Consider the following 23,427-nt stretch of genomic DNA (forward strand, 5'->3'; position numbering starts at 1 on the left):
CAGAGAGAGAGAACTAGTCTCTTACGCTCGGCTTAATTAAAGCGCGCAACCAATTCCACGTGCCATTTTCCTTCAGCACCATCTTATCTACCGCGTCGAAAAATTGCGCCTGCCCGACTGGGTCAGCAAAGTACTCGGCACGTGTCTTAATCACTCTAGCGGGGTCCAGCTGCTTGACCACTTTAGCGGGGTTGCCTGCCACCACGACATTGTCGGGAACATCTCTGGTCACCACACTGCCTGCACCCACCACACTGTTCTCACCAATCGTAACTCCCTTGAGTACCGAGGCGTGGTCCCCTAACCAGACATTATCTTTAATCACCACCGGATAAACCTCGGCATCACGCTCGGTACGATCATAGAGTCCATGCCAATCGCAGTCGGTAATATAGACACCATTAGCCATCATCACACTATCGCCAATACTGATACGATCACTGGCCGAGATCCTACAGCCAGGACTGATCAACACATAGTCACCAATTGTGATCTCACCGGCCATTGGCTCCCGCCCCCAGACCCCAATCTTTACCGGTGCCTGAGGCTCACCAATGATCGTCGCACAACGACCAATAGTAATGTTTGGGCCATCGATACCAACGTACCAAGGCTTCATGATGGTATGATGCGGGCCCAGCTCATCACAGGCCGGTCGCAGAAAATGCTCGGCATACCAATGACGAAAACGCAGATAAAACTTCTTCACCCAGTAGGGCCGACGATCTTGGCGCACGTAGATACTCTCGCTGTTAATTCTTATATGCGTCTCATCATCGCCGCTTAATGAAAGACTGTAAAGACCTGAACACATTAGGCCACGCAAGAGGCTAACTATTGCTGTGCATAAGACGCTATAATCAACCGTTATCCCTTCTTTGCTAAAGAGCTCCAATCAATGGCTACTCCCGCCAACTCCAAGATTGTCACCAGTAATCGCGACAAACTGCATGAAAACCTCGATAAGGTCGTCCGCAAGCACCTCGCCCATCCCTTTCGTAAGCCCTATGCACAACACAGCCAAGATGCCTTTGACGCCATTCGCCAGCAGGTCGAGCAGCACAGCGGCCCCATCGTGCTCGACTCCTGCTGCGGTATTGGTGAAAGCAGCCACAAGCTTGCCGAACAACATGCCGACGCCTTAGTGATTGGGATCGATCAATCCGCGCACCGACTCGATAAGCATGACACGCACTTCCTACCTCGGGATAATTGCTTACTGGTGCGAGCCGATGTCGTCGACTTCTGGCGACTCGCGCTGGAGGCCGGTTGGCGCCCCAGTCACCACTACTTACTCTACCCAAACCCTTGGCCCAAGGCTCATCACTTACAGCGTCGCTGGTATGCACACAGTGTCTTCCCCAGCCTACTTGCTCTCGGTGGGCAACTAGAGTGCCGCAGCAACTGGCCCCTCTACCTGCAGGAGTTCCAGCACAGCCTAGCGGTCGTCGAGACTAGGTCGAGCATTCAATCACTGGTAGCGACCTCGCCGCTCACCCCTTTTGAGCGAAAATACAGCCAGAGCGGACAGACTATCTGGCAGCTCACCGCCTCTCTGCACGATGATTATTCTGATCTTTTAGGGTAGAGTGCCCACTACTATGGAGAGGCAGCTACCGCTGCAATCAGGCCGGCATCGGCTTCACAACCTATAAAAAGAGATTCTATTGTGAGTCAACACGACCCCATATGGGACAATATCCTGACAGAGGCTGCACACGAGGCGGAGCTTGAGCCCATTCTCGCCAGCTTCCTGCACGCCACCATACTGAATCACAAGAGCCTAGAGTCAGCACTCAGCTTCCATCTAGCCAGCAAGCTCGATAGCCCCGCAGCCCCGGCACTGTTAATACGCGAAGTCATCGAACAAGCGCTTAATAATGATGCCGCTCTTCGCAAGGCCATTCGCGCCGACATTGCCGCCTACCGTCAACGCGATTCTGCCTGCCAATCCTGCGCCACCCCCCTGCTCTACTATAAAGGCTATCACGCCTTACAGGCACACCGTATCGCACACTGGCTGTGGCAGCAGAAGCGCAAGCCATTAGCGTTATTTTTCCAGAACCGTATCTCAATTGCCTTTGGCGTCGACATTCATCCCGCCGCAAAGATCGGCTATGGCATCATGCTCGATCACGCCACCGGCATCGTCATCGGCGAGACAGCAACAGTCGGCAACAACGTCTCGATCATGCAGTCGGTGACTCTCGGCGGCACCGGCAAAGACTCCGGCGACCGGCACCCTAAAGTAGCCGACGGTGTATTGATCTCCGCCGGCGCCAAGATATTGGGCAATATCGTGGTCGGTGAAGGTGCGCAGGTTGCTGCAGGCAGTGTCGTGCTAAAGGAAGTTGCGCCACACACGATCGTGTCAGGCATCCCCGCCAAAGTCATCGGCCAGCCCTCCTGCGCCGAGCCGGCCCTCACCATGAACCACTGCCTAGACCGCTAGCTTATAGCGCTAACCAAAGATGGTTAGCCGCGATGGTACTGCGCAGAGAACTCGTGTACCGCTTCAATAAAGACACCGGCATTTTCCGGAGACACCTCTGGAGTGATGCCGTGCCCCAAGTTAAAGACATGACCCTCACCAGTACCGAACTCACTCAAGATAGTCTCAACCTCTTGACGAATTCGCTTCGGTGACGCGTAGAGCATGGTCGGATCCATATTGCCCTGTAGGGCCACTTTCGCACCAACACGCTGTCGTGCCTGGGCAATATTTGTCGTCCAATCCAAGCCTAGTGCATCACAACCTGTATCGGCCATTGCCTCCAACCACTGCCCGCCGTTCTTGGTAAAGAGAATCACCGGCACCCGGCGACCTTCACGCTCACGTATTAAGCCATTGACAATCTTCTGCATATAACTCAATGAGAACTCTTGGTAGGCACGACCACTCAGCGCCCCGCCCCAAGTATCAAAGATTTGTACCGCCTGTGCGCCCGCTTCAATTTGCGCATTCAAGTAGGCAATAACAGAGTCCGCTAGCTTAGTCAGCAGCATGTGCATTACTTCTGGTTCGTTAAAGGCCATAGTCTTGGCGCGACGAAAATCTTTCGAAGATCCGCCTTCAACCATGTAAGTCGCCAACGTCCAAGGACTACCGGAGAAGCCAATCAGCGGCACCGAGCCATTGAGCTCGCGACGAATAGTCTTCACCGCATCGACGACATAAGGTAGATCGGCATGTGGATCAACCACCTCTAGCGCCTCGACCGCCGCGGCATCTTGCACCGGCTTGCGGAAACGTGGCCCTTCGCCCGTCTCAAAGTAAAGCCCCAAGCCCATTGCGTCGGGAATCGTCAATATATCAGAAAACAGGATCGCAGCATCGAGAGGGTAGCGACGCAGCGGCTGCAACGTCACCTCACAGGCAAGCTCGGGGTTCATGCACAGCGACATGAAGTCACCAGCCTGCCCGCGCGACGCACGATATTCGGGTAAGTAGCGTCCAGCTTGGCGCATCATCCATACCGGTGTCACATCAACAGGCTCGCGCAACAAAGCACGCAGGAAACGATCATTTTTAAGTTCTGACATAGTTACTCAACTGTAGGCTGCAAACCACCATACACATTGCATGGCCGCTAGAAAATTATTGCCGCATGATAACGCAAAGCGGAGCGGTTTTCACGAGCAACCTCGCCTCACGCCCCCGATTAACCGCCTCTTCAACCATAATCATGAGGATTTCTACCTAGCGGTAATTGCGCATGGGCCAATAGCGTATGATGCAATAAAATCACCGTATAGTGTCAAAAGGCCCAACATGGATTACAGCTTTAAAAAAGACTTCTATGGCCAATATAGTATCGAACTACCGTCAGAGCAGCAGGCCTTCGGCCCCTGGCTCACTGAAGAGATCGGTACTAACCGTGCGACCCTCGATAAGATTATCGCCGCTACCCAGCAACTACTGAATAAGTGCGGCTGGGATTATCATCACCCCGGCGTTAATTTACGGCTAACCCTCAACAGAGAACAAGCCAGTATTCGCAGCGGTGACGACCTTGGTCAAGACGACGTCGAAGACGGCATGAGCTATTGCGACAACCTACACAGCGCCGACTGCGGCCTGGAGGACTTCGCCCTACTCATCCAAGCATGGCGAGCATTCATCGACGGCTAAAGGACACTTAGCACACCTCCCTAAGACTGGCTTAGCCGTCAGCAAAAGCGAGGTGATTTCATTCACTTGCTCATCAGGAGTACGACATGACTGTATCTGTCATCGCACTATCTATCGTGACCATCGCCCTCGGCATCACCGCCGCTATTCGCGATCAGTAACACATTTTTTTAGCGTTATTTGTTAGGCTTTACAATTTACGGCCAAATAGGAGTGAGCCAGAGTAAGTATTCAGCCTACCCCAGCTGACTGTCCACAACAGAGTCAGCCTGCAACCGCAGCAAACCCTTCACCTCATCAAACTTTGCCCTCACACTCTGACTCGGCCTCCCGCCTAACAGACTCCCGAAAACGATGGCAACAGTCGCGAACACGACTCCCGGAACAATCTCATAGAGTTCAAAAATCCCCCCACTGCCCTGCTTCCAGAACACCACGGTTAAACCACCGACGACAATACCTGCGACGGCACCCAAACGATTCATACGCCGCCAGTACAAACTAAGCAGCACCACCGGTCCAAAGGCCGCACCAAAACCCGCCCAGGCATAAGACACCAAACCCAACACTGTGGAATGCGGGTTCATCGCTAACATCAACGCGATCAACGATAACACCACGACAGCCACACGCCCCACTTTCACCACTTCTTCCGAATTTGCTCCAGGCTTTATAAGGTGACAGTAGAAATCCTCAGCCAACGCCGAGCTAGAGACCAGCAGTTGCGAGTCAGCCGTACTCATGATCGCCGCGAGAATCGCCGCTAATAAGATTCCGGCAATGACCGGGTGAAATAAAGCGCTCACCAGCAGCATAAAAATACGCTCCACATCATCGATTTCGCCGCCCAACTGCTGATCTACATAGACTATCCCCACAAAGCCAACCAGCAGTGCGCCCAGCAGACAAGCCGCCGTCCACAGCAAGGCAATACGGCGTGCACGCGCTACGCCGGCACCGTTTTTAATGGCAGCGAAACGCACCAATATATGCGGCTGACCAAAGTAACCGAGCCCCCAACCCAATAGCGACGCGATAGCCACCCATGACAACGCCTCCCCTTGAGCATTGGTCCAAAGGTTCAGTAACTGTGGGTTATTTGCCTCTATATCGCTCAACACCTGAGCCCCACCACCTGCAACCTGCATTGCCGCAATAGGAACGATCAATAGCGCCGCCGCCATCAGTAAACCCTGCACTAGATCGGTCCATGCCACAGCCAAGAAACCACCCAACAGCGTGTAGGAGATGACACAGGCGGTACCGACAATCACCGCCATGTTGTAGTCTAAACCGAATACCGTCTCAAACAACTTGCCGCCCGCTACCAGGCCTGAACTCGTATAGAAAAGAAAAAATAACAAGATGAAGAAAGCAGAAATCGACTGCATAAGCTTCGAGTTATCGGCAAAGCGCCTAGCAAGAAACTCCGGCAGGGTCAGCGCATCATCGAGCGAGATACTGTAAAGGCGTAACCGCGTTGCCACCAACGTCCAATTCAAATAGGTTCCCAATAGCAGACCTGCAGCCAGCCACAAAGATTCTGCACCCGCAACAAAAGCAAAACCGGGTAACCCCAACAACAACCAGCCACTCATATCGGAGGCCCCAGCCGACAGCGCCGCCGACCAAGGGCCAAGCGCTCGACCACCGAGAAAGTAATCACTTGGAGTTGCCGTGCGGCGATAGGCGAATAGACCAATAGCAAGCATCAGCGCTAAGTAGGCAAAAAACGTCAACATTACAGCCGCATTACTCGCCAGCATAGCTTGAACCCTTTGGTCTGTTTAGCCCGCCACCCCAGCAACACCTGACGATAAAGCAGAGTGGCAACTGACGGCTAACTTAATTGTATAAAAAATAGCCGCGAATCCTAGCACAAAAAATCCCTGTCGTGCAGACAATAGAAACAACTAAGCGGAACCTAAGTATGACAACAGCTTATCAAATAGGGGCAAACGATAGAGCACCAGCCCCCAGGCAAGAGCGTGTAACAGAACGATAGCGCGAACCACCCAGCGATAAGTTTTCTTACGTGTCTTATGGCGAAATCGTCGCTGCGCTAGCAGCGCACCAGGCCAACCTCCTAACAACTCAACAAAATGCAAGCTCCTCTCAGAGAGCCGAGACTGCCTACGCTCCGCCCGGCGCTTATCAAGCCAACACTGCACATAGGCGCAAACGCTCATCACAACATACAAGACTAAGGGGAGACTGTGCTGATCATAGATTATCATCGACAACACAAACGGCAGCAACACCAGAGCATAATGGTTGATCGTCGGCCGCCTCATGCCTGCAGCACCGTTATAGCCCTAAGCCATATGGCTTTTATCATCAACACCGCTACCTTCCTCAAACAATAATCCACACTGATAAAAACAAAAAAGCGAGGCAAATGCCTCGCTTTCTCTACAGTAACCTCAATCACACAAGGCTCTAAACCTCGAGATAGTCGAGAATACCTTCTGCGGCCTGACGTCCTTCCCAAATAGCCGTGACCACCAAGTCTGAGCCTCGCACCATGTCACCGCCGGCAAAGATCTTAGGGTTGCTCGTTTGAAACTTACAGGCCTGCTGCTCTTCCGCGATCACGCCGCCCCAGCTGTTTATCTCGACACCGAAGTCGGCCAACCATGTCGGCGGGTTCGGCTGGAAGCCAAAAGCGACCAGCACAGCATCAGCAGGCAAGATCTCCTCGCTACCCTCAATCACCACAGGACGACGACGACCATTCTCATCCGCCTCACCCAACTCTGTTGAGACAACCTTAATTCCCTCCACCTTTCCGTCACCGACAATCTCAATCGGCTGACGATTAAATAGGAATTCGACGCCCTCTTCCTTGGCGTTTTGCACCTCTTTACGCGAGCCAGGCATATTCTCCTCGTCACGACGATAGGCACACTGCACACTCGCAGCCCCCTGGCGAATAGCGGTTCGATTACAGTCCATAGCGGTATCACCACCACCGAGGACAATAACACGCTGACCACTCAAACCGATGAAGTCTTCTGCCGACTGCTCGAAGCCTAGGTTACGATTAACGTTGGCGATCAGGTAAGGCAAGGCATCGTAGACACCCGATAGGTCCTCACCGGGGAAGCCCCCCTTCATATATTTGTAGGTGCCCATGCCGAGGAATACCGCGTCGTATTCTTCGATCAACTCACTCATCTGTACGTCTTTACCCACTTCGGTACTCAAGACGAATTCAACACCCATCCCTTCGAGAACCTCACGTCGACGCTCCATCACCTCTTTCTCGAGCTTAAACTCGGGAATACCAAACGTGAGCAGGCCGCCAATTTGCGGATGACGGTCATAGACGACAGGGCTGACACCGGCACGCACAAGAATATCAGCACAGCCAATACCCGCCGGGCCAGCACCGATGATCGCGACCTTCTTCCCCGTCGGCTTGACCTTCGACATATCTGGCCGCCAGCCCATCGCCAACGCGGTATCGGTAATATACTTTTCAGTCGCACCGATAGTTACGGCACCAAAACCATCATTTAATGTACAGGCGCCTTCACATAAGCGGTCCTGCGGACACACTCGGCCACAGACCTCAGGTAGGCTATTGGTCTGATGCGACAGCTCCGCCGCCTCAATGATGTTGCCCTCGCTAACCAGCTTTAACCAGTTGGGAATGTAGTTATGTACTGGGCACTTCCACTCACAGTACGGATTGCCACACTCCAAGCAGCGGTGCGACTGATTTTCTACCTCAACTTTTTCAAAGCTCTGATAGATTTCGGCAAACTGTTGCTTACGATCCTCGGCTGCTATTTTTTCAGGGTCTTGTCGCCCTACATCAATAAACTGAAAATCGTTGTTCTTACGTTCTGTCATAATTCTTTCTCGTATCCGGTTACCGCTTGCGCGAACCAAACCGCATTTCTAGTTGAAGCCAAGGGCCGAACTACGGCCCCTTGCTCTTAGAAATCGCGCTTCATCAAGGTATCCAGCATGGACTCTAGCTTTGCCGCCTTCGGCTTCACCAGCCAGAACCTGGTAATATAACTATCGAGGTTGTTGAGGATATCAGCAGCATAGGCGCTGTTAGTATCTTCGATATACTCTCTCAATACATTGCGCAAATGCTCACGATAGGGGCGATGCTCCAGCTCGCTCAGGCGCACCAACTCAATCAACTCTGGGTTGATTTTAGTTTCGAAGTTGTTTGCCTTATCGAGCACATAAGCAAAACCACCAGTCATACCCGCACCGAAGTTATGCCCTGTTTCGCCCAGCACGGTGACGCAACCACCCGTCATATATTCGCAACAGTGGTCGCCCGCACCGGTAATTACGGCGCGCGCGCCGGAGTTACGCACAGCAAAACGCTCACCCGCTTGACCGTGGGCAAACAAGCGCCCGCCCGTAGCACCATAGAGACAAGTATTACCTACAATGGTGGTGTTCTGTGGCTCAAAAACGCTGCCTTTGGGCGGATAGACGACCAGCTTACCGCCAGCCATGCCTTTACCGACATAATCATTAGCATCTCCTTCGAGATACATGTGTAAACCTGCCGCATTCCACACGCCCCAACTCTGACCGGCAGTACCGGTCAAACTCAGTTTCAGCGGGCTTTCTGCCATGCCGTAATTACCGTGTTGTCTCGCGATCTCACCCGATAGACGAGCGCCGATAGAGCGATCACAGTTGGTCAGGTGGTAACTAAACTCGCCGCCCGTCGACTCAGCGATCGCCGTGCTAGTCTCATCGAACATCTGCTCGGCCAAGGCCCCTTCGTCATAGGGGTCGTTCTGCGCGACCTGACAGGTGCGCGGCAGATCATCGCTGGCGCCAGCGTTGGAAAGCATCGCCGATAGATCGAGGTTAGCCGTCTTGTCACTGTGTCCCGACACTTGCACGAGACGCTCGGTACGACCGATCAACTCTTCCAAGCTACGCACACCGATAGAGGCCATGATCTCACGCACCTCTTCTGCGACGAAGGTAAAGAAGTTCATCGCCATCTCGACGGTGCCTATATAGTGCTTATCCCGCAGCTGCTCATTCTGTGTCGCCACACCGGTCGCACAGTTGTTGAGGTGACAGATACGCAAGAATTTACAGCCCAATGCGACCATCGGCGTAGTACCGAAGGCATAACTCTCCGCACCGAGTAGCGCCGCCTTAATGACATCTAGACCGGTTTTCAAACCGCCATCGGTTTGCACTCGTACCTGACCGCGTAAACCGTTGGTGCGCAACGCCTGCTGTGCCTCACTAAGGCCCAACTCCCATGGTGATCCGGCATACTTAATAGAGGTGAGCGGGCTCGCCGCAGTACCACCATCGTAGCCAGAAATAGTCACCAGATCGGCATAAGCCTTCGCCACACCCGCGGCAATGGTGCCAACACCGGGCTCAGATACCAACTTAACCGAGACCAATGCATCAGGGTTCACCTGCTTCAAGTCGTAGATCAGCTGCGCCAAGTCCTCGATTGAGTAGATATCGTGATGCGGCGGCGGTGAAATCAGTGTTACCCCAGGCACCGAGAAGCGCAAGTTGGCAATCAACTCATTCACTTTACCGCCCGGAAGCTGGCCACCTTCGCCGGGCTTCGCTCCCTGGGCGACTTTAATCTGTAGGACCTCTGCATTCACGAGGTAATGTGGAGTTACGCCGAAGCGGCCGGAGGCGATTTGCTTAATCTTTGACACCTTATTGGTGCCGAAGCGCGCGGCATCCTCACCACCCTCGCCAGAGTTTGAGCGTCCACCCAGAGTATTCATCGCCTGAGCGAGGGCTTCGTGCGCCTCCGGGCTCAGGGCACCCAGACTCATCGCTGCCGAATCGAAACGGCGCACGATTGCACTCACCGGCTCAACCTCATCGATACTGATCGGCTCTGCAGCTGTCAGCTCAAGTAGGTCGCGCAACGTCGCTGCGGGGCGCTCATTAACGAGTTTGCTGTACTGTTTATAGGTGCTATAACTTCCCGTCTGTACCGCGTCCTGGATAGTACGTACCACATCGGGGTTAAAGGCATGGTACTCCTCGCCATGCACGTATTTAAGTAAACCGCCCTGCTTAATCGCCTTACGTTCGGTATAGGCGGTACGAGCCAATACCACCAGCTCTGCTTCAAGGTCGGCGAAAGTCGCCCCCTTAATTCGGCTAGCGACACCACGGAAGCAAAGCTCAGTAATCTCATCGGCAAGCCCCACCGCCTCGAACAACTGAGAGCCTCGGTAAGAGGCAATAGTAGAAATCCCCATCTTCGAAAGGATTTTCATCAAGCCCTTATCGATACCCTTGCGGTAATTTATCCGTGCCGTCAGCATATCGACCAATAGTTCGTCGGTAGCAATAAGGTCGTTCAATACACTAAATGCAAGATAGGGGTAGACCGCTGTCGCGCCGAAACCTAACAGGCAGGCGAAGTGATGAGAGTCACGTGCAGTCGCCGTCTCTACCACGATATTAGTGCCACAACGTAGACCTTTACGTACAAGGCGATGATGCGCTGCACCCGTCGCCGCCACCGCTGGCACAGGGAGTAAGCCCTGATCAATACCTCGGTCACTCAACACGATAATAACAGCACCGTCGCGTGAAGCCTGCTCCGCCTGCTCTGCAATATCTCTGACAGCCTGCTCCAGCGTCTTCTCCGCGGGATCAAACAACAAACTGATAACCTGCTGCTTATAACTCGCCTCCGGAAGCTTCTTCATCGCGAGGAATACCGATGGCAACAATACCGGCGACTGCAGAATCGCACGCTTAGCATGCAACGGAGAATCTTCAAAGACATTGCGTTCAGAACCAAGGCAGGTCTCAAGCGACATCACGATGGCTTCGCGCAACGGGTCGATTGGCGGATTGGTCACCTGCGCAAACTTCTGGCGGAAATAGTCAAACATAGAGCGCTGCTGTAACGACAAGACCGCCATGGGAGTGTCATCCCCCATCGAGCCAATCGCCTCCATCGCCGACTCCGCTACTGGTCGAAGTACTTGATCACGCTCCTCGAAGGAGACACCAAATTGCTTCTGATATGGGTCTAACTCTGCCGTTGTGAGTAAGTCGGCATCGACATCATGATCGAGGTTTTCGTCAAGGCGTGTCGCACAACCATCTAACCATTCCTTATAAGGGAAGGCGGTCTTCAGGCGATTATCGATCTCATCGCTAAACTCAATCTTACCTAACGTCGTATCAATCGAGAGCATCTCACCCGGCCCGACACGCCCTTTAGCAATAACAGTCTCCGGCGCATAATCATAGGTGCCGGTCTCTGAGGCGATAGTGATAAAGCCATCGTTAGTCATCACCCAACGTGCAGGCCGTAAACCGTTACGATCCAGCATACAGATGGCCTGACGACCATTAGTCATCACTAGGCCGGCAGGGCCATCCCAAGGCTCCATGTGCATCGAGTTAAACTCGTAGAATGCCTTGAGGTTGTCATCCATGTTGTCATCGTTCTGCCAGGCAGGCGGCACTAGCATACGCATAGCACGATGCAAATCCATTCCGCCTGCGAGCAACAACTCAAGCATGTTGTCTAAACTAGAGGAGTCTGAACCTGTGCGGTTTACCAGCGGCGTCAACTCCTCCATCTGTGGAATCAACGCGGTGTTAAACAGCTTAGTTCGAGCCTCTGCCCAATTACGGTTACCTTCGATGGTGTTAATCTCACCATTGTGCGCCAAGTAACGGAATGGCTGAGCCAGCGGCCACCTCGGTAGGGTGTTAGTCGAAAAACGCTGGTGAAAAACAACGATAGAGGTTTCGAAGCGCTCGTCGGCCAAGTCCAAATAAAAGTTGGACAGATCCACCGGCATCACGAGCCCCTTATAAGAGAGCACGGTGCTACACAGGCTACAAATGTAGAAGTCTTCGTCATCGACGGCCTTCTCGGCGAGACGGCGAGCAGTATATAGCGCCACCTCTGATTCGTAGAAGCTACGACTGAAAGCATCCTCGACAAACACTTGCTCGATTCGAGGAAGCGAGGCATCGGCTATCGGACCACAGTATGAGCGATCAACAGGCACTTCGCGCCACGCCAACACTCGCAACCCCTGGCTGTCCAAGCTCTCTTCTAATGTCCGACGCGCCTTAGCCGCCCTCTCTTCATCTTGGCTGAGGAAAATCTGTCCAACGGCATATTCCTCTGGCAGTTCGACACCCGCAACCGCACGCAAAAATGCATCGGGCTTCCTAAGCAATAGACCACAGCCGTCACCGGTGCGACCATCCGCTGCAATGCCACCACGGTGGGTCATGCAGGTCAGAGATTCAATTGCGGTAGTCAATAAGCGGTGACTCATAGCGCCCTGTACGTGGGCAATAAGTCCAAATCCGCAGTTGTCTCTGAACTCGTCAGGAGTATAAAGACCTGTCTTCATAAAAGCTACCTGCTAAAACTATAATTATATCAGTACGTTACGGCCATGTTGTGTAGTTGTTGGCCATCCACTTATAAGAAGCGGGAGGCCATTTTACACAGAGAAGCCTTCACTCACAAACACAATCAAACAGGTATTCTGCCGATATCAGCATTGAAAAAAACGTCTTTTTATCGATATATCCTGCCAAAACAGGGGTATAGGTACTTTTACCTAGTATTGTTTACGCAGTTGCTGCTGCACTCCCTCCATCCTTCGCAACCAAGGCTTCATATCAACCAGTGATTGCGGCAAGCGACTACGCGCTAATTCAGCCTCGCGACGATTACGATAATTACCACTCACCAATACATACCATGGCCGTCCATTCACCATCGCCTGGACTAAGCGAATATCAAGCGCCTTAGGTAGGCCTCGCCTAAAGCGCTCTATCGCTTCTTTAGAAGACAAGCCCATGATCTGAATAGTATAATTATCTACAGGCTGAGCGAGAAGGAAACGCTCTTCTACCGAGTAACCAGCGCCCTCATCAATCGCTGGCGAGACTTTCTTGGCAACTTTAGCCGTCTCAGCTTTTTCCGCCACAGCAGGTTGTGAGGGCTGCACTGTCGATACGCTAGTTTGCTGCTTGCTCACGGCGACGGCCTCGGGCATAACCACTTCAGCCTCGTGCTGCGGAATTGGCTCCTTACTGGCTTTTTCTCCGACCACCGGTGATACCGGCTCGACAATCGACCGCCCAACAGCAGGCTCAGCCGCCCCTTCTGCCCGCTCTAGCTTCGCTAGTTCCTCATTAACCGTTAGTGACGACGATGGGGCCTCCTCCTCACCCAAGTGCCAGAGGATAAACAGACCAAACACAATGACTACCACGGCCAACAAATGAAATATTGGGAGCTTCTTCTTTTCAGCACTATCAGCAGCGGCAGGGCTCATCAGCCGCTCAAGCAGACCGTTAATTCTTGTGGGAGAACCCTCGCCAGCCTGCAATAGCTTTGCCAGCATAGGCTCGTCAAGCAACCCTTCATCCGCCTCTAAAATTGCCAAGCGATGATACAGGTAGCCACGGCTTGCCCGCTTATCAAACGCAGCCAAAACCGCGGACTGCAGACTAATCACAGCGGGTAATAATTCACTAAGCCGAAGCTCTAAGCCGTCGTCAGAGCTCGAGAGCAGTAACTGCAAGCCGCCAATCGTCGGCAGCTCAAGCAGCTCCCTCTGCAACTCATCTTCGAGCTCATCGGCATCGTCGACCACAACCACAAGAGAGCGGCCATCGATGGCCGCCTCATCACAACAAGAGGCAAGCGTCTCTCGCTTCAAATACTCATCGGTCTCACCAAAAATTGCCGCCTCAGGGTCGAGCTGATCCAACAGACAATCCATCACACCACGCTGCCGCAACGAAGTGACGGACAGGCAGACGACTATCGTCGCATCATCCCTTAACTGGCGTCCCAGCTCCTCTAACAACGCACTTCGCCCAAGGCCCGGGGCGGCAGTCAACAGCATCGCAGAGCCATCACCGCTATAACGACAGAAATACAGCAGCTCATCAATTAAAAGCTGGCGCCCACCTCCAGCGAAAAAGCTGGATTCAGCCGAGAGAAATTGCCCTTCATCACCTGTCGAGTCACTCACCACGCTATCCACAACTACGCTCTCCAGCCCTATTTAGAGTCTTGCCAGCTTACTGACGCGTTAACTCGCGCTATACTGCGCTATTATCGCGCGAATGTCCTCAACCGCTAACGCAGATGTGACGTAAGCATCACCGAGTTGGCGCAATAACACTAAGCGCAAGCTACCATCTAAGACTTTCTTATCGACGGCCATCAACTCTAAGTAGCGCTCCGGCAACATCTTTGCTGGCCCCTGCAATGGGAGATTCGCTCGGCGATGTAGGTCGACAACGAAAGCAACATCATCATCACTAATCATGCCCATCGAGGCTGACAGCGCCGATGCCATGATAGTCCCTGCGGCCACTGCCTCTCCATGTAGCCAGACACCATAACCTTGCTCAGTCTCGATCGCATGACCAAAGGTATGACCTAGGTTCAATATTGCCCGAATGCCACCTTCATGCTCATCCCTTGCGACGACTTGCGCCTTATTACTGCACGAGCGGGTAATCGCCTCCACTAACAGCGCTTTATCTCTCGCCATCAACGCCGACATGTTTTCATCTAACCATTGCAAAAAATCAGTGTCACCAATCAAGCCGTACTTGATCACCTCCGCCATGCCCGCACTAAACTCCCTTGCCGGCAAGGTATCAAGACTATCTGTATCAATAATAACGGCATTCGGCTGGTGGAAGGCACCAATCATATTCTTACCGAGGGCATGGTTAACGCCAGTCTTGCCGCCTACAGAAGAGTCTACCTGTGACAATACCGTCGTGGGAATCTGCATGAAGGCGACACCACGCTGATAGCTCGCGGCGGCAAAACCAGTCATATCGCCGACGACACCACCGCCCAAGGCAATCAAGGTCGTCTTGCGATTATGCTTGCCAGCCAATAAGGCGCTATAGATCATATCGAGGGTAGTCAGGTTTTTATAACACTCACCGTCAGGGAGGATCACCGTATCAACCTGGTAGTCACCGGAGAGTGCATTCACTACCTGCTGCAAATACAGTGGCGCAATGGTTTCATTGGTGACAATCATCACCTGCTTCGCCACGACATGAGGACTGTACAGCTCTTTTTTAGCCAATAACCCACTACCGATGTAGATGGGGTAGCTTCTGTCACCAAGATCAACCACTAACTCTTTCATGTTACCACCGAAAATAACAACTCTGTTAGATCACAATTATTTTAACAAGTCCGCTATGTAAGCAGCCACCACCCTTGGCGGGCGCGAATCCGTTTCCACGATGAAGTCTGCGATCTCATTATAGAGGGGGGCACGTATCGCCATCAGTCGCCTCAGCACACCCTCTGGGTCCTGATCACGTAACAATGGCCGCTTTCTATCCTTAGCCGTGCGCTGCACCTGTTGTTCGACGGAAGTCGACAGGTAAATAACTGTACCTCGCGAAGCCAACATCGTCCTATTCTCGGCCCGCATCACAATACCGCCACCGGTAGCCAATAAAATCTGCGACTCCTGCGACAACACATCTAGAGCCGCCGTTTCACGTATGCGAAACCCCTCCTCACCTTCGACATCGAAGATCCAGGGAATATCGGCACCGCTGCGCTCTTCAATCTCTCGGTCGGAATCCTTAAAGGGCAGTTGCAACTCCTGCGCTAACAGCCGCCCGATCGTTGTCTTGCCAGCCCCCATGGGGCCGACAAGAAACACTCTCTTTGCTTGCATTATTTATCCGAATTAGTCCAACAAATCATCGGATAGTATACGTGGCGTAATAAATATCAACAGTTCTTCTTTGCTATTTTCTTGTACTTGATTGCGGAACAGGCGCCCAATATAGGGAATATCGCCGAAGAATGGCGTCTTCTGAATCGTCGTTTTATCGACCGTTTTGAAGACACCGCCAAGCACTACAGTCTCGCCGTTTTTCACTAAAACTTTCGTCTTAATCTGTCGTGTGTTGATAATCGGAATTAGCGCACCAAACTCACCCTGAATAGAAGACGTCGAGTCATCTTGATTGATTTCAAGCTCCATCAACACCCTGTTATCGGGAGTAATGTACGGCGTCACCTCCAACTTCAGCACAGCTTCCTTGAACGTGACCGTCGTTTCACCGCTCGCCGAGGATTCAAGATAAGGAAGCTCCCTACCCGCCTTGATGACCGCCCTCTGCTTATCGCCGGTGATCACCTTCGGCTCTGCCACCAGCTCACCCCGCCCATTACTTTCCATAGCGCTAATTTCGGCAGAAAGATTCACACTACCGTTGGTATAGCCAACGTTGAAGCCAGATGTCGCCCCCCCAACACCAAGATCTACAACCAGGGGTGTAGTACCATCAGCGCCTTCCCTACCTCCAATATTGAAGTGATCCCACTTCCCCTCCTCAGAGCCTCCCCAGCTAATACCAAGCTCTTCCCTAAAGCTCTTGTCTGCAGCAACAAGCCTCGCTTCAATCAACACCTGACGCACGGGAATGTCGATGGCCGCTAACAACGACCTAAATTCCTCTAGACGCATTGCGGTTTCAGTGATGATCAGCGAGTTAGTTCTCGGGTCAACAATGGCGCGACCACGTGGCGAAAGAATGCTCTTACTACCATCGTCGCCATCATCTTTAAACAACTCAAAGATACCTTCGGCGCTGTGGTAACGAATGCGGAATAACTCCGTACTTAACGGCGCTAGTTCTTCGATCTGTTTGTTGGCCTCGATGCGTTGACGCTCCTGATTAGCCAACTCCTCAGCTGGAGCGATCATCAAGACATTTCCAATCTGACGCTTACCCAGCGCCTTGGTCTTGAGCACTAGATCCAGCGCCTGATCCCAGGGAACGTTTTGCAGGCGCAAAGTTATTTTGCCTGTTACATTATCACTGGCAACGAGATTCAAGCCGGTAAAGTCGGCAATGAGCTGCAGTACCGCCCTGACTTCAATATCCTGAAAGTTCAACGATAGACGGTCTCCGGTATACTGGAACTCCGAACTCTTTGCCTGTACCTCTTCAGGAGTTAAGGGACGCACACTGATGACATAGGTATCCTCGACCTGATAGGCAAGATAATCATACTCCCCCATTGGCTCAAGCGTTACGACTGCCGACTTACCATCACGAGACTCCTTCGCCACTACAGTCTTCACCGGGGTTGCAAAATCAAGTACATCAAAGGTTCGCTCTAGTCCATCTTCGATGCCGGTATTGGCGAAGGTTAGCTTAATCAGCCCCCCTTCTTTCGCCATATCGACATTGACATCCGACGAGCTCAAGCCAAGCAATAGCTTACCTTCGCCATCCTCTCCGCGCTGAAAGTCGAGGCTATTTATCTGCGAAGCCGAGGAGGTTTGGTGATTAAACTTCTTCGTCAGCTGATCGGTAGACTTCTTGATGTAGCTCTGCTGAACCTCGTTGCCGATCTCTAATACCAGCTCCTGGCCCTCTACCCTGCTACTATAATTCGCCAGACGAGACATCCCCACGACCACTCGCGTACGGTCATTCGCACCAAGCACAGTAACGGTATCAGTGACGCCGACATTCAGCAGGTATTTCTTTTTCTCTAAGGCGCTGGTAACACCGGTTAGATCCAGGGAGATCCGCGCAGGACTTTCAATGGTATAAACCTTCGGCTCCGGCGGCACACCATCAAAGCTCATACGAATCTCAACTCGCTCACCCGGCAGAGAGTTAAAATGGATGCCATCCATTACCACTGCCGCCGCCAACGTACTGTATAGCGATACCGCCAACAGCACTAGAGCTCCCAATACCTTTCTCATCACTCGCACACCTTGTTGAATACTTCGAACACCATTCATTACTGTTTTCATTGCGCCGCCCTAATTATTCTTCTTTTAGGTTAATCGTTCGGGGGCGCTCGGCCCATCCATTATTACCGTTAGCAACAATTTCCATCACCGCTATCTGATTCACAGTAATGTCTACCACTCGACCGTGATTCCTGCCCATGTAGCCACCCGCTTTAATATGTGTAACCCCACCGCTACCATCATCTACCAGAGCCCATAACACATCTTTATAGGTCATTGTTCCGACCATCTTTAGGTCGTCAATTGAAAACGACTCAAGCGGCTCCTTCTGACGATTAAAGTCAGGGGCGACATTTTGTCTAGGCAGAGACAAGCGTGCGATGTCTTGTACCGAAACAGGCTTGACGAAAGGGGAGCGTCGTGCCGCAGAACTGTATGTATAGGTCTTATAAGGAGGATAAACGGGTATCGCCTCTATCGCTCCCAACGGTTTGTTTTTTACCTCGGTCATATAAGACTGCAGGTCTGAAAAGTCATCGTTAGCACAGCCACTGATTACGAGTAAAGCTGAAGCTACTGTCAATAATCTTCGTGTCATTACTTCAGCTCCCTATTCCTTGTAGCGGTAAGTTTCCGCCATGATGCTCATCAGCAAGGCGCCACTATCGTTTAGCGGAGTTATTGTGAAGTCCTTCAGTTTGACGATACGCGGTAGGCTTGCCACGCTACCTACAAAGGTACCAAAGTCGTGGTAACTCCCCGTCACCTCGATCTTTATCGGCTGCAGGATATAGAACTCGACCGGTACCTCTGGCTGCAGCTCGATCTTGTTAAACGCTAAGCCATTCTTAATACCCACGCGGGTAATATCCTCAAGCAAGCCTGGTACCTCAGCATCCTTGGGCAGCTGCCCAAGCAAGACGCCAAAGTTTTCTTCAATTTCGACCATTTGAGCCTTGTAGGCCTCAAGGTTTGCGGCCTCATATGCCCGTTTTGCGTAAGTTTTTTTCAGCTCTTGTTCTTTCTTTTCATAACCGGCTAGCTGCGTTTTCATGTCGCTAATGATATAGACATAGCCTACACCCAGTACTAACGCGAAACAGATTGCCCAAGCGATGACTTTAACCGCCGTAGGCCAGCTGCCAATGTTTTCAAAGTCAAGATCATTAAAATCGATATCACGAAACGACTCTAAACTACTCTGTAAAGACATTATGTATCCTCCCCATCTTCTTGGCCGGGGAGCTCGAGCCTAAAAGTCATTTTGAAGTTACTGCCCTGCTCACCAAATGCGCGGTTAGCCTGCACCTCTGTAAGGTTAGGATCCTTAAACCACTCGGACTTCTCCAGCGCCCTCATTAGCGAAGAAACTCGTTGGCTCGACTCCGCAACGCCCTCGACAGAGATAAGCTCGCCCTTGGCAGTCACCTCGCCAAAGTACAAGCCATCAGGAGTACTGCGAACAAGCTCATCAAAGACATGCACGATATATGGACGCGTCCCCTGCAGGTCTTGTACCACCTTCATTCGATCGAGCATTTGCTGACGTTTCTTTTTCAGTTCCTTTATTTCCTTCACCTGCACGTCTAAATCGGAAATATGTCGCTCAATATAACCATTGCGCGCTTGCTGACTCGTTAGTGCATTATTGACGAAGCTATAATAAACCGTCAGAAGCAACCCGGCAGCGACAATACTTAAAACACAGCAAACTAAAAACTCTTTCTTTAACTCTTCACGTCGCTCTTCACGCCAAGGTAATAAATTAATTGTCGCCATTACTCAAACCCCCTCATCGCCAAACCACACGCAACCATCAATGCTGGAGCGTCGGCACTGAGGGCCAACGCGTCGACCCGAGAAGCGACTGCCATTTCTGCGAAAGGGTTTGCTGTCGTGACGCTAACACCGAGACCTTCTTGAACCTTCTCAGCCAAGCCGTCCATTGCAGCCACACCACCCGCCAAAATTGCACAGTCGATATCGTTATATTGGCTGGCAGAGAAGAAGAACTGCAACGCACGAGTGATCTGCTGCACCACAGCCTCACGAAACGGCGCGAGCACTTCGCTCTCGTAATCATCCGGCAGTCCGCCCTGCTTCTTCGCCAGCCCCGCTTCTGCCATCGTCATACTGTAACGACGCTGAATATCCTCCGTTAGCTGCTTGCCGCCGAAGAGTTGTTCTCGCGTATAAACCGATTGACCACGATGAAAGATATTCAGCGTGGTCATTGTCGCGCCGATATCAACAACCGCGACAACCTGCTCGTCACTCAAGTTCTGATTGCTGCGAACCAGTTGATAGCTTCGCTCCATCGCAAAGGCCTCAATATCGACGACTTTAGGCTGTAAACCTGCGCGCTCTAATGCTGACACCCTATTATCAACGTTCTCTTTACGGCAGGCCGCCAACAAAACACTAGCCAAATCCTCATTGCCCTCCACCGTGCCAAGGACATCAAAGTCAATGGCAACTTCGTCGAGCGCATAGGGGATGTATTGATCAGCCTCATGAATAATCTGCTGCTCCATATCATCATCGTTAAGGGCCGCATCCATTTCGATATTTTTCAATATCACCGCAGAGCCGGCAACCGCTACAGCTGCCTGCTTTACTTTCGTTTTGGATAGCTGAGTAGCTTTATCTATTGCAGCGCTTACACCATCGATATCGGTAATATTCTTCTCAACCACAGCCCCCGGCGGAAGTGCTGCCACAGCATAGGACTCGATTTTATACCGTCCCCCGCTACAGCTTACCTCTAACAGTTTTACTGAGGTGGAGCTAATATCAATACCTAACAGCGTCGCTGTCTTATTCTTTCCAAATAGGCCTATCAATTTTTTTTCCCTATTCGTACCGTAACTTACGCATTCTTATAATATTCTTCATTAAATAACAGGTTTCGTGATCAAGCAAATATAACTGAGCATTAAAACACTCTATAATAGCTGATCGCTCCACACCAAGAACCGAAAGTTTAAGTTAAGCTATTAATTTAAAGAGATTTTTATGGTTAGCACACGTTCAATAGCCCGCCTTTTCAGCGGACTCTTTATTACCGCATTCTTTGGTTTAGGCCTTGTGCTGTCTGCCGCATTCATATATTTGTCGCCGCAGCTGCCTTCCCCCGACTCATTAAGAGACGTCGAGTTAAAAACACCACTCCGAGTATACACGATTGACAATAAACTCATCGGGGAATTTGGTGAAGAACGTAGAATGCCCATAAATTATCAACAAATTCCTCCACTTTTCACTAAGGCACTACTTGCCGCAGAAGATGACGGTTTCTACCAACATCATGGCGTAGATGTCAAAGGACTGCTGAGAGCCGCATCACAACTATTGATGACTGGCCACATCCAGTCAGGCGGATCCACTATCACCATGCAGGTCGCCAAGAACTACTTTTTAACGCACAAAAGAACCTTTTCTCGCAAATTCCGTGAGATTTTACTCGCCCTACAAATAGAGCGAGAACTCAGCAAAGATGAGATCCTCGAACTTTACGTCAACAAAATATTCCTCGGCAATAGAGCCTATGGCATCGCCGCAGCGGCACAAGTATATTATGGAAAATCAATAGACGAGCTCAGTATTGCTCAACTCGCCATGATCGCCGGGCTCCCCAAAGCGCCTTCGGCTTACAACCCACTCGCCAACGCCAAGAGAGCACTAAGTCGCCGTAACTGGATTCTTGGACGCATGCACTCTCTTGGCTATATTGATAACGAGCAGTTCGAAGAGGCAAGCAGCGCCCCCATCACTGCGAAATTCCATGGCTCAACGGTAGAGGTTGATAGCCCTTACATTGCCGAAATGGCCCGCCACGAGATGATCAAGCGCTACGGTAAAGAAGCTTACAGCAAGGGGCTGCGAGTTTTCACCACCGTCTCCAGCAAACTACAACTCAAGGCACAGAAAGCACTCGTTAAGGGACTAAAAGCCTACGACCACCGTCACGGCTATCGTGGCCCAGAGGCACACATCGACGTCGATGACATCAACGACATAGAGACATCAATCTCCGCACTCTCCTCCTACCGCACGGTAGCCGGCATGCAAGCCGCACTAGTCACCCACCTCGACGGAGAGCACGCCACAATACTACTCAAAGACCACAGCGAGCACCCTCTGGACTGGGACGACAGTTTTTCATCTCTGCGCCCCCACCTTAGCGCCGATAGCGTCGGGGCAAAACCCAGGAAACTAGCCGACATTATTAGTGAGGGCGATATCATTCGCGTAGCGCGAGACAATGTCGACAGCCCTTACCGCATCAGCCAAATCCCTAAGGTAGAAGGGGCCATCGTCGCCATCTCTCCTCGAAATGGCGCCATCCAGGCCCTCGTTGGCGGCTTCGATTTTCGACAAAGTAACTTTAACCGTGTATTGCAGGCTAAGCGCCAACCCGGATCCAACTTTAAGCCGTTCATCTATTCCGCTGCGCTGAACGCAGGCTACACCCCCGCAACCATCATTAACGACGCCCCTGTTGTTTTTGAGGGCACCAAGCTCGAGGACTCCTGGCGCCCCGTCAACTCTAGCGGTAATTTCTATGGCCCCACACGGCTGCGCAGAGCCCTCTTTACTTCGCGCAACTTGGTCTCTATTCGCCTGCTTCGTAAAATGGGTATCAGTAACGCCATCAACTACATGGGGCGTTTTGGTTTCGACACCAAGAAAATGCCACACGACCTATCCCTCGCCTTAGGCAGCTACGCACTGACGCCACTAAAACTCGTTACCGCCTACGCGACACTGGCCAACGGAGGCTATCGCGTCCATCCCTACCTCATCCAGCGCATCGAGAGTAGCGATGGCAGCGAACTCTTCACCGCCACCCCCGACACCGTTTGCCAAAACTGCGAGCAAATAGCAGCAAAAGCTCACGCCACAAACGACACCTCAACTGTAAAAGAGGAGGCCGCGACCTTGGAAGAGCTTATAGGAGACAAGGAGACCGCCAAGCCTGCCGAACTCATCATGGATCCTAGGGTCGCCTATCTCATCGACTCCATTCTAAAAGATGTCATCAAGCGCGGCACCGGCCGCCGCGCCCTCAGCCTTAAGCGTAACGACATTGCCGGCAAAACCGGCACAACTAACGGCCCTACCGACGCGTGGTTTTCGGGCTACAACGACGACATTGTTACCACCACCTGGGTAGGCTTCGACCGCTACAACAAACTTGGTCGCAGAGAGTACGGCGGCACCGCCGCCCTACCTATCTGGATCGACTTTATGGAAACAGCACTCGAAGATAGTCCCGCACGAATGCGCCAACAACCACCCGGTCTCATCTCTGTACGCATCGATCCCGAGACCGGCGAGCTGGCCTACCCTCAACAATCCAACGCTATCTTCGAGACATTCCGCGCCGAAAACGTCCCAGCCCGTCGCTCACGCTCAGCCGGGCCAAACTCCCAGCAACAAATAGAAAACGACCTGATGCTTGAAGATGAGCTTTTCTAGGCTAGCGACCAGACATCGCGCCCTAACCCTCGGCGCTCTGCTCACCCTCCTTAGTGC

General features: G+C 52.1%; 18 protein-coding genes. 4 read left to right on the forward strand and 14 right to left on the reverse strand.

Annotation, left to right across the window (positions count from 1 at the left end):
- Window positions 1-13: 13 nt before the first annotated feature.
- Window positions 14-814 carry a DapH/DapD/GlmU-related protein gene (locus EDC56_RS11725; RefSeq protein ID WP_148059396.1) on the reverse strand — a complete coding sequence of 267 codons (801 nt, stop codon included), beginning with the start codon at window positions 812-814 and terminating at the stop codon, window positions 14-16.
- 84 nt (window positions 815-898) lie between these two features.
- Here EDC56_RS11725 and trmB point away from each other — a divergent pair, with 84 nt between their 5' ends.
- Together trmB and cysE are read left to right on the forward strand one after the other, a co-directional pair.
- Window positions 899-1,588, forward strand: a complete 690-nt coding sequence (trmB, locus tag EDC56_RS11730; protein ID WP_123712689.1) for a tRNA (guanine(46)-N(7))-methyltransferase TrmB — start codon at window positions 899-901, stop codon at window positions 1,586-1,588.
- 78 nt (window positions 1,589-1,666) lie between these two features.
- On the forward strand, window positions 1,667-2,452 hold the full coding sequence (gene cysE, locus EDC56_RS11735) for a serine O-acetyltransferase (RefSeq protein ID WP_211333681.1): 786 nt from the start codon (window positions 1,667-1,669) through the stop codon (window positions 2,450-2,452).
- A 23-nt stretch (window positions 2,453-2,475) separates the two neighbouring features.
- Here cysE and hemE read toward each other — a convergent pair whose 3' ends face one another.
- Entirely contained in the window at window positions 2,476-3,543 is a 1,068-nt protein-coding gene (gene hemE / locus EDC56_RS11740; RefSeq protein WP_123712691.1) for a uroporphyrinogen decarboxylase, read from the reverse strand.
- Between the two features lie 229 nt (window positions 3,544-3,772).
- On the opposite strand from hemE, the gene EDC56_RS11745 reads away from it, so the two are divergent.
- Window positions 3,773-4,132 (forward strand): YacL family protein, encoded by a 360-nt coding sequence (locus EDC56_RS11745; RefSeq protein ID WP_162844170.1) that lies wholly within the window; start codon window positions 3,773-3,775, stop codon window positions 4,130-4,132.
- Between the two features lie 236 nt (window positions 4,133-4,368).
- On the opposite strand, the gene putP is transcribed toward EDC56_RS11745, so the two are convergent.
- The 12 genes from putP to EDC56_RS11805 form a co-directional block, all read right to left on the reverse strand.
- The gene (gene putP, locus EDC56_RS11750; protein ID WP_123712693.1) at window positions 4,369-5,898 is read right to left on the reverse strand and encodes a sodium/proline symporter PutP; all 1,530 of its coding nucleotides are present in this window, start codon (window positions 5,896-5,898) and stop codon (window positions 4,369-4,371) included.
- Window positions 5,899-6,045: 147 nt separating this feature from the next.
- Entirely contained in the window at window positions 6,046-6,426 is a 381-nt protein-coding gene (locus EDC56_RS11755; RefSeq protein ID WP_123712694.1) for a DUF1294 domain-containing protein, read from the reverse strand.
- A gap of 145 nt (window positions 6,427-6,571) precedes the next feature.
- Entirely contained in the window at window positions 6,572-7,990 is a 1,419-nt protein-coding gene (locus tag EDC56_RS11760; protein WP_123712695.1) for an FAD-dependent oxidoreductase, read from the reverse strand.
- Window positions 7,991-8,076: 86 nt separating this feature from the next.
- Window positions 8,077-12,510, reverse strand: a complete 4,434-nt coding sequence (gene gltB, locus EDC56_RS11765) for a glutamate synthase large subunit (RefSeq protein ID WP_123712696.1) — start codon at window positions 12,508-12,510, stop codon at window positions 8,077-8,079.
- A 213-nt stretch (window positions 12,511-12,723) separates the two neighbouring features.
- Window positions 12,724-14,151: an SPOR domain-containing protein gene (locus EDC56_RS11770; RefSeq protein ID WP_148059397.1), complete on the reverse strand. Its 1,428-nt coding sequence runs from the start codon at window positions 14,149-14,151 to the stop codon at window positions 12,724-12,726.
- Window positions 14,152-14,211: 60 nt separating this feature from the next.
- Window positions 14,212-15,297, reverse strand: coding sequence for a 3-dehydroquinate synthase (gene aroB, locus EDC56_RS11775; protein ID WP_123712698.1), 1,086 nt, complete (start codon window positions 15,295-15,297; stop codon window positions 14,212-14,214).
- Between the two features lie 36 nt (window positions 15,298-15,333).
- Entirely contained in the window at window positions 15,334-15,843 is a 510-nt protein-coding gene (aroK, locus tag EDC56_RS19865) for a shikimate kinase AroK (protein WP_245980685.1), read from the reverse strand.
- Window positions 15,844-15,855: 12 nt separating this feature from the next.
- Window positions 15,856-17,949 carry a type IV pilus secretin PilQ gene (locus EDC56_RS11785; protein WP_245980686.1) on the reverse strand — a complete coding sequence of 698 codons (2,094 nt, stop codon included), beginning with the start codon at window positions 17,947-17,949 and terminating at the stop codon, window positions 15,856-15,858.
- A gap of 13 nt (window positions 17,950-17,962) precedes the next feature.
- Window positions 17,963-18,487 carry a pilus assembly protein PilP gene (locus EDC56_RS11790; protein ID WP_123712700.1) on the reverse strand — a complete coding sequence of 175 codons (525 nt, stop codon included), beginning with the start codon at window positions 18,485-18,487 and terminating at the stop codon, window positions 17,963-17,965.
- 12 nt (window positions 18,488-18,499) lie between these two features.
- Window positions 18,500-19,102: a type IV pilus inner membrane component PilO gene (locus EDC56_RS11795; RefSeq protein WP_123712701.1), complete on the reverse strand. Its 603-nt coding sequence runs from the start codon at window positions 19,100-19,102 to the stop codon at window positions 18,500-18,502.
- Window positions 19,102-19,668, reverse strand: coding sequence for a PilN domain-containing protein (locus EDC56_RS11800; RefSeq protein ID WP_123712702.1), 567 nt, complete (start codon window positions 19,666-19,668; stop codon window positions 19,102-19,104). Before EDC56_RS11800 ends, EDC56_RS11795 begins: the two co-directional genes overlap by 1 nt.
- A complete protein-coding gene (locus EDC56_RS11805; RefSeq protein WP_123712703.1) occupies window positions 19,668-20,732 on the reverse strand; it encodes a pilus assembly protein PilM in 1,065 nt (354 codons plus the stop codon). The genes EDC56_RS11800 and EDC56_RS11805 overlap by 1 nt, the downstream gene beginning before the upstream one ends.
- Before the next feature lie 172 nt (window positions 20,733-20,904).
- Between EDC56_RS11805 and EDC56_RS11810 the strand changes: the two genes are divergently transcribed.
- Window positions 20,905-23,370, forward strand: coding sequence for a penicillin-binding protein 1A (locus EDC56_RS11810; RefSeq protein WP_123712704.1), 2,466 nt, complete (start codon window positions 20,905-20,907; stop codon window positions 23,368-23,370).
- Window positions 23,371-23,427 lie beyond the last annotated feature (57 nt).

Origin of the sequence: Sinobacterium caligoides, from assembly GCF_003752585.1 — a bacterium.
In the GTDB taxonomy this organism is placed as follows: Bacteria; Pseudomonadota; Gammaproteobacteria; order Pseudomonadales; family Sinobacteriaceae; genus Sinobacterium; species Sinobacterium caligoides.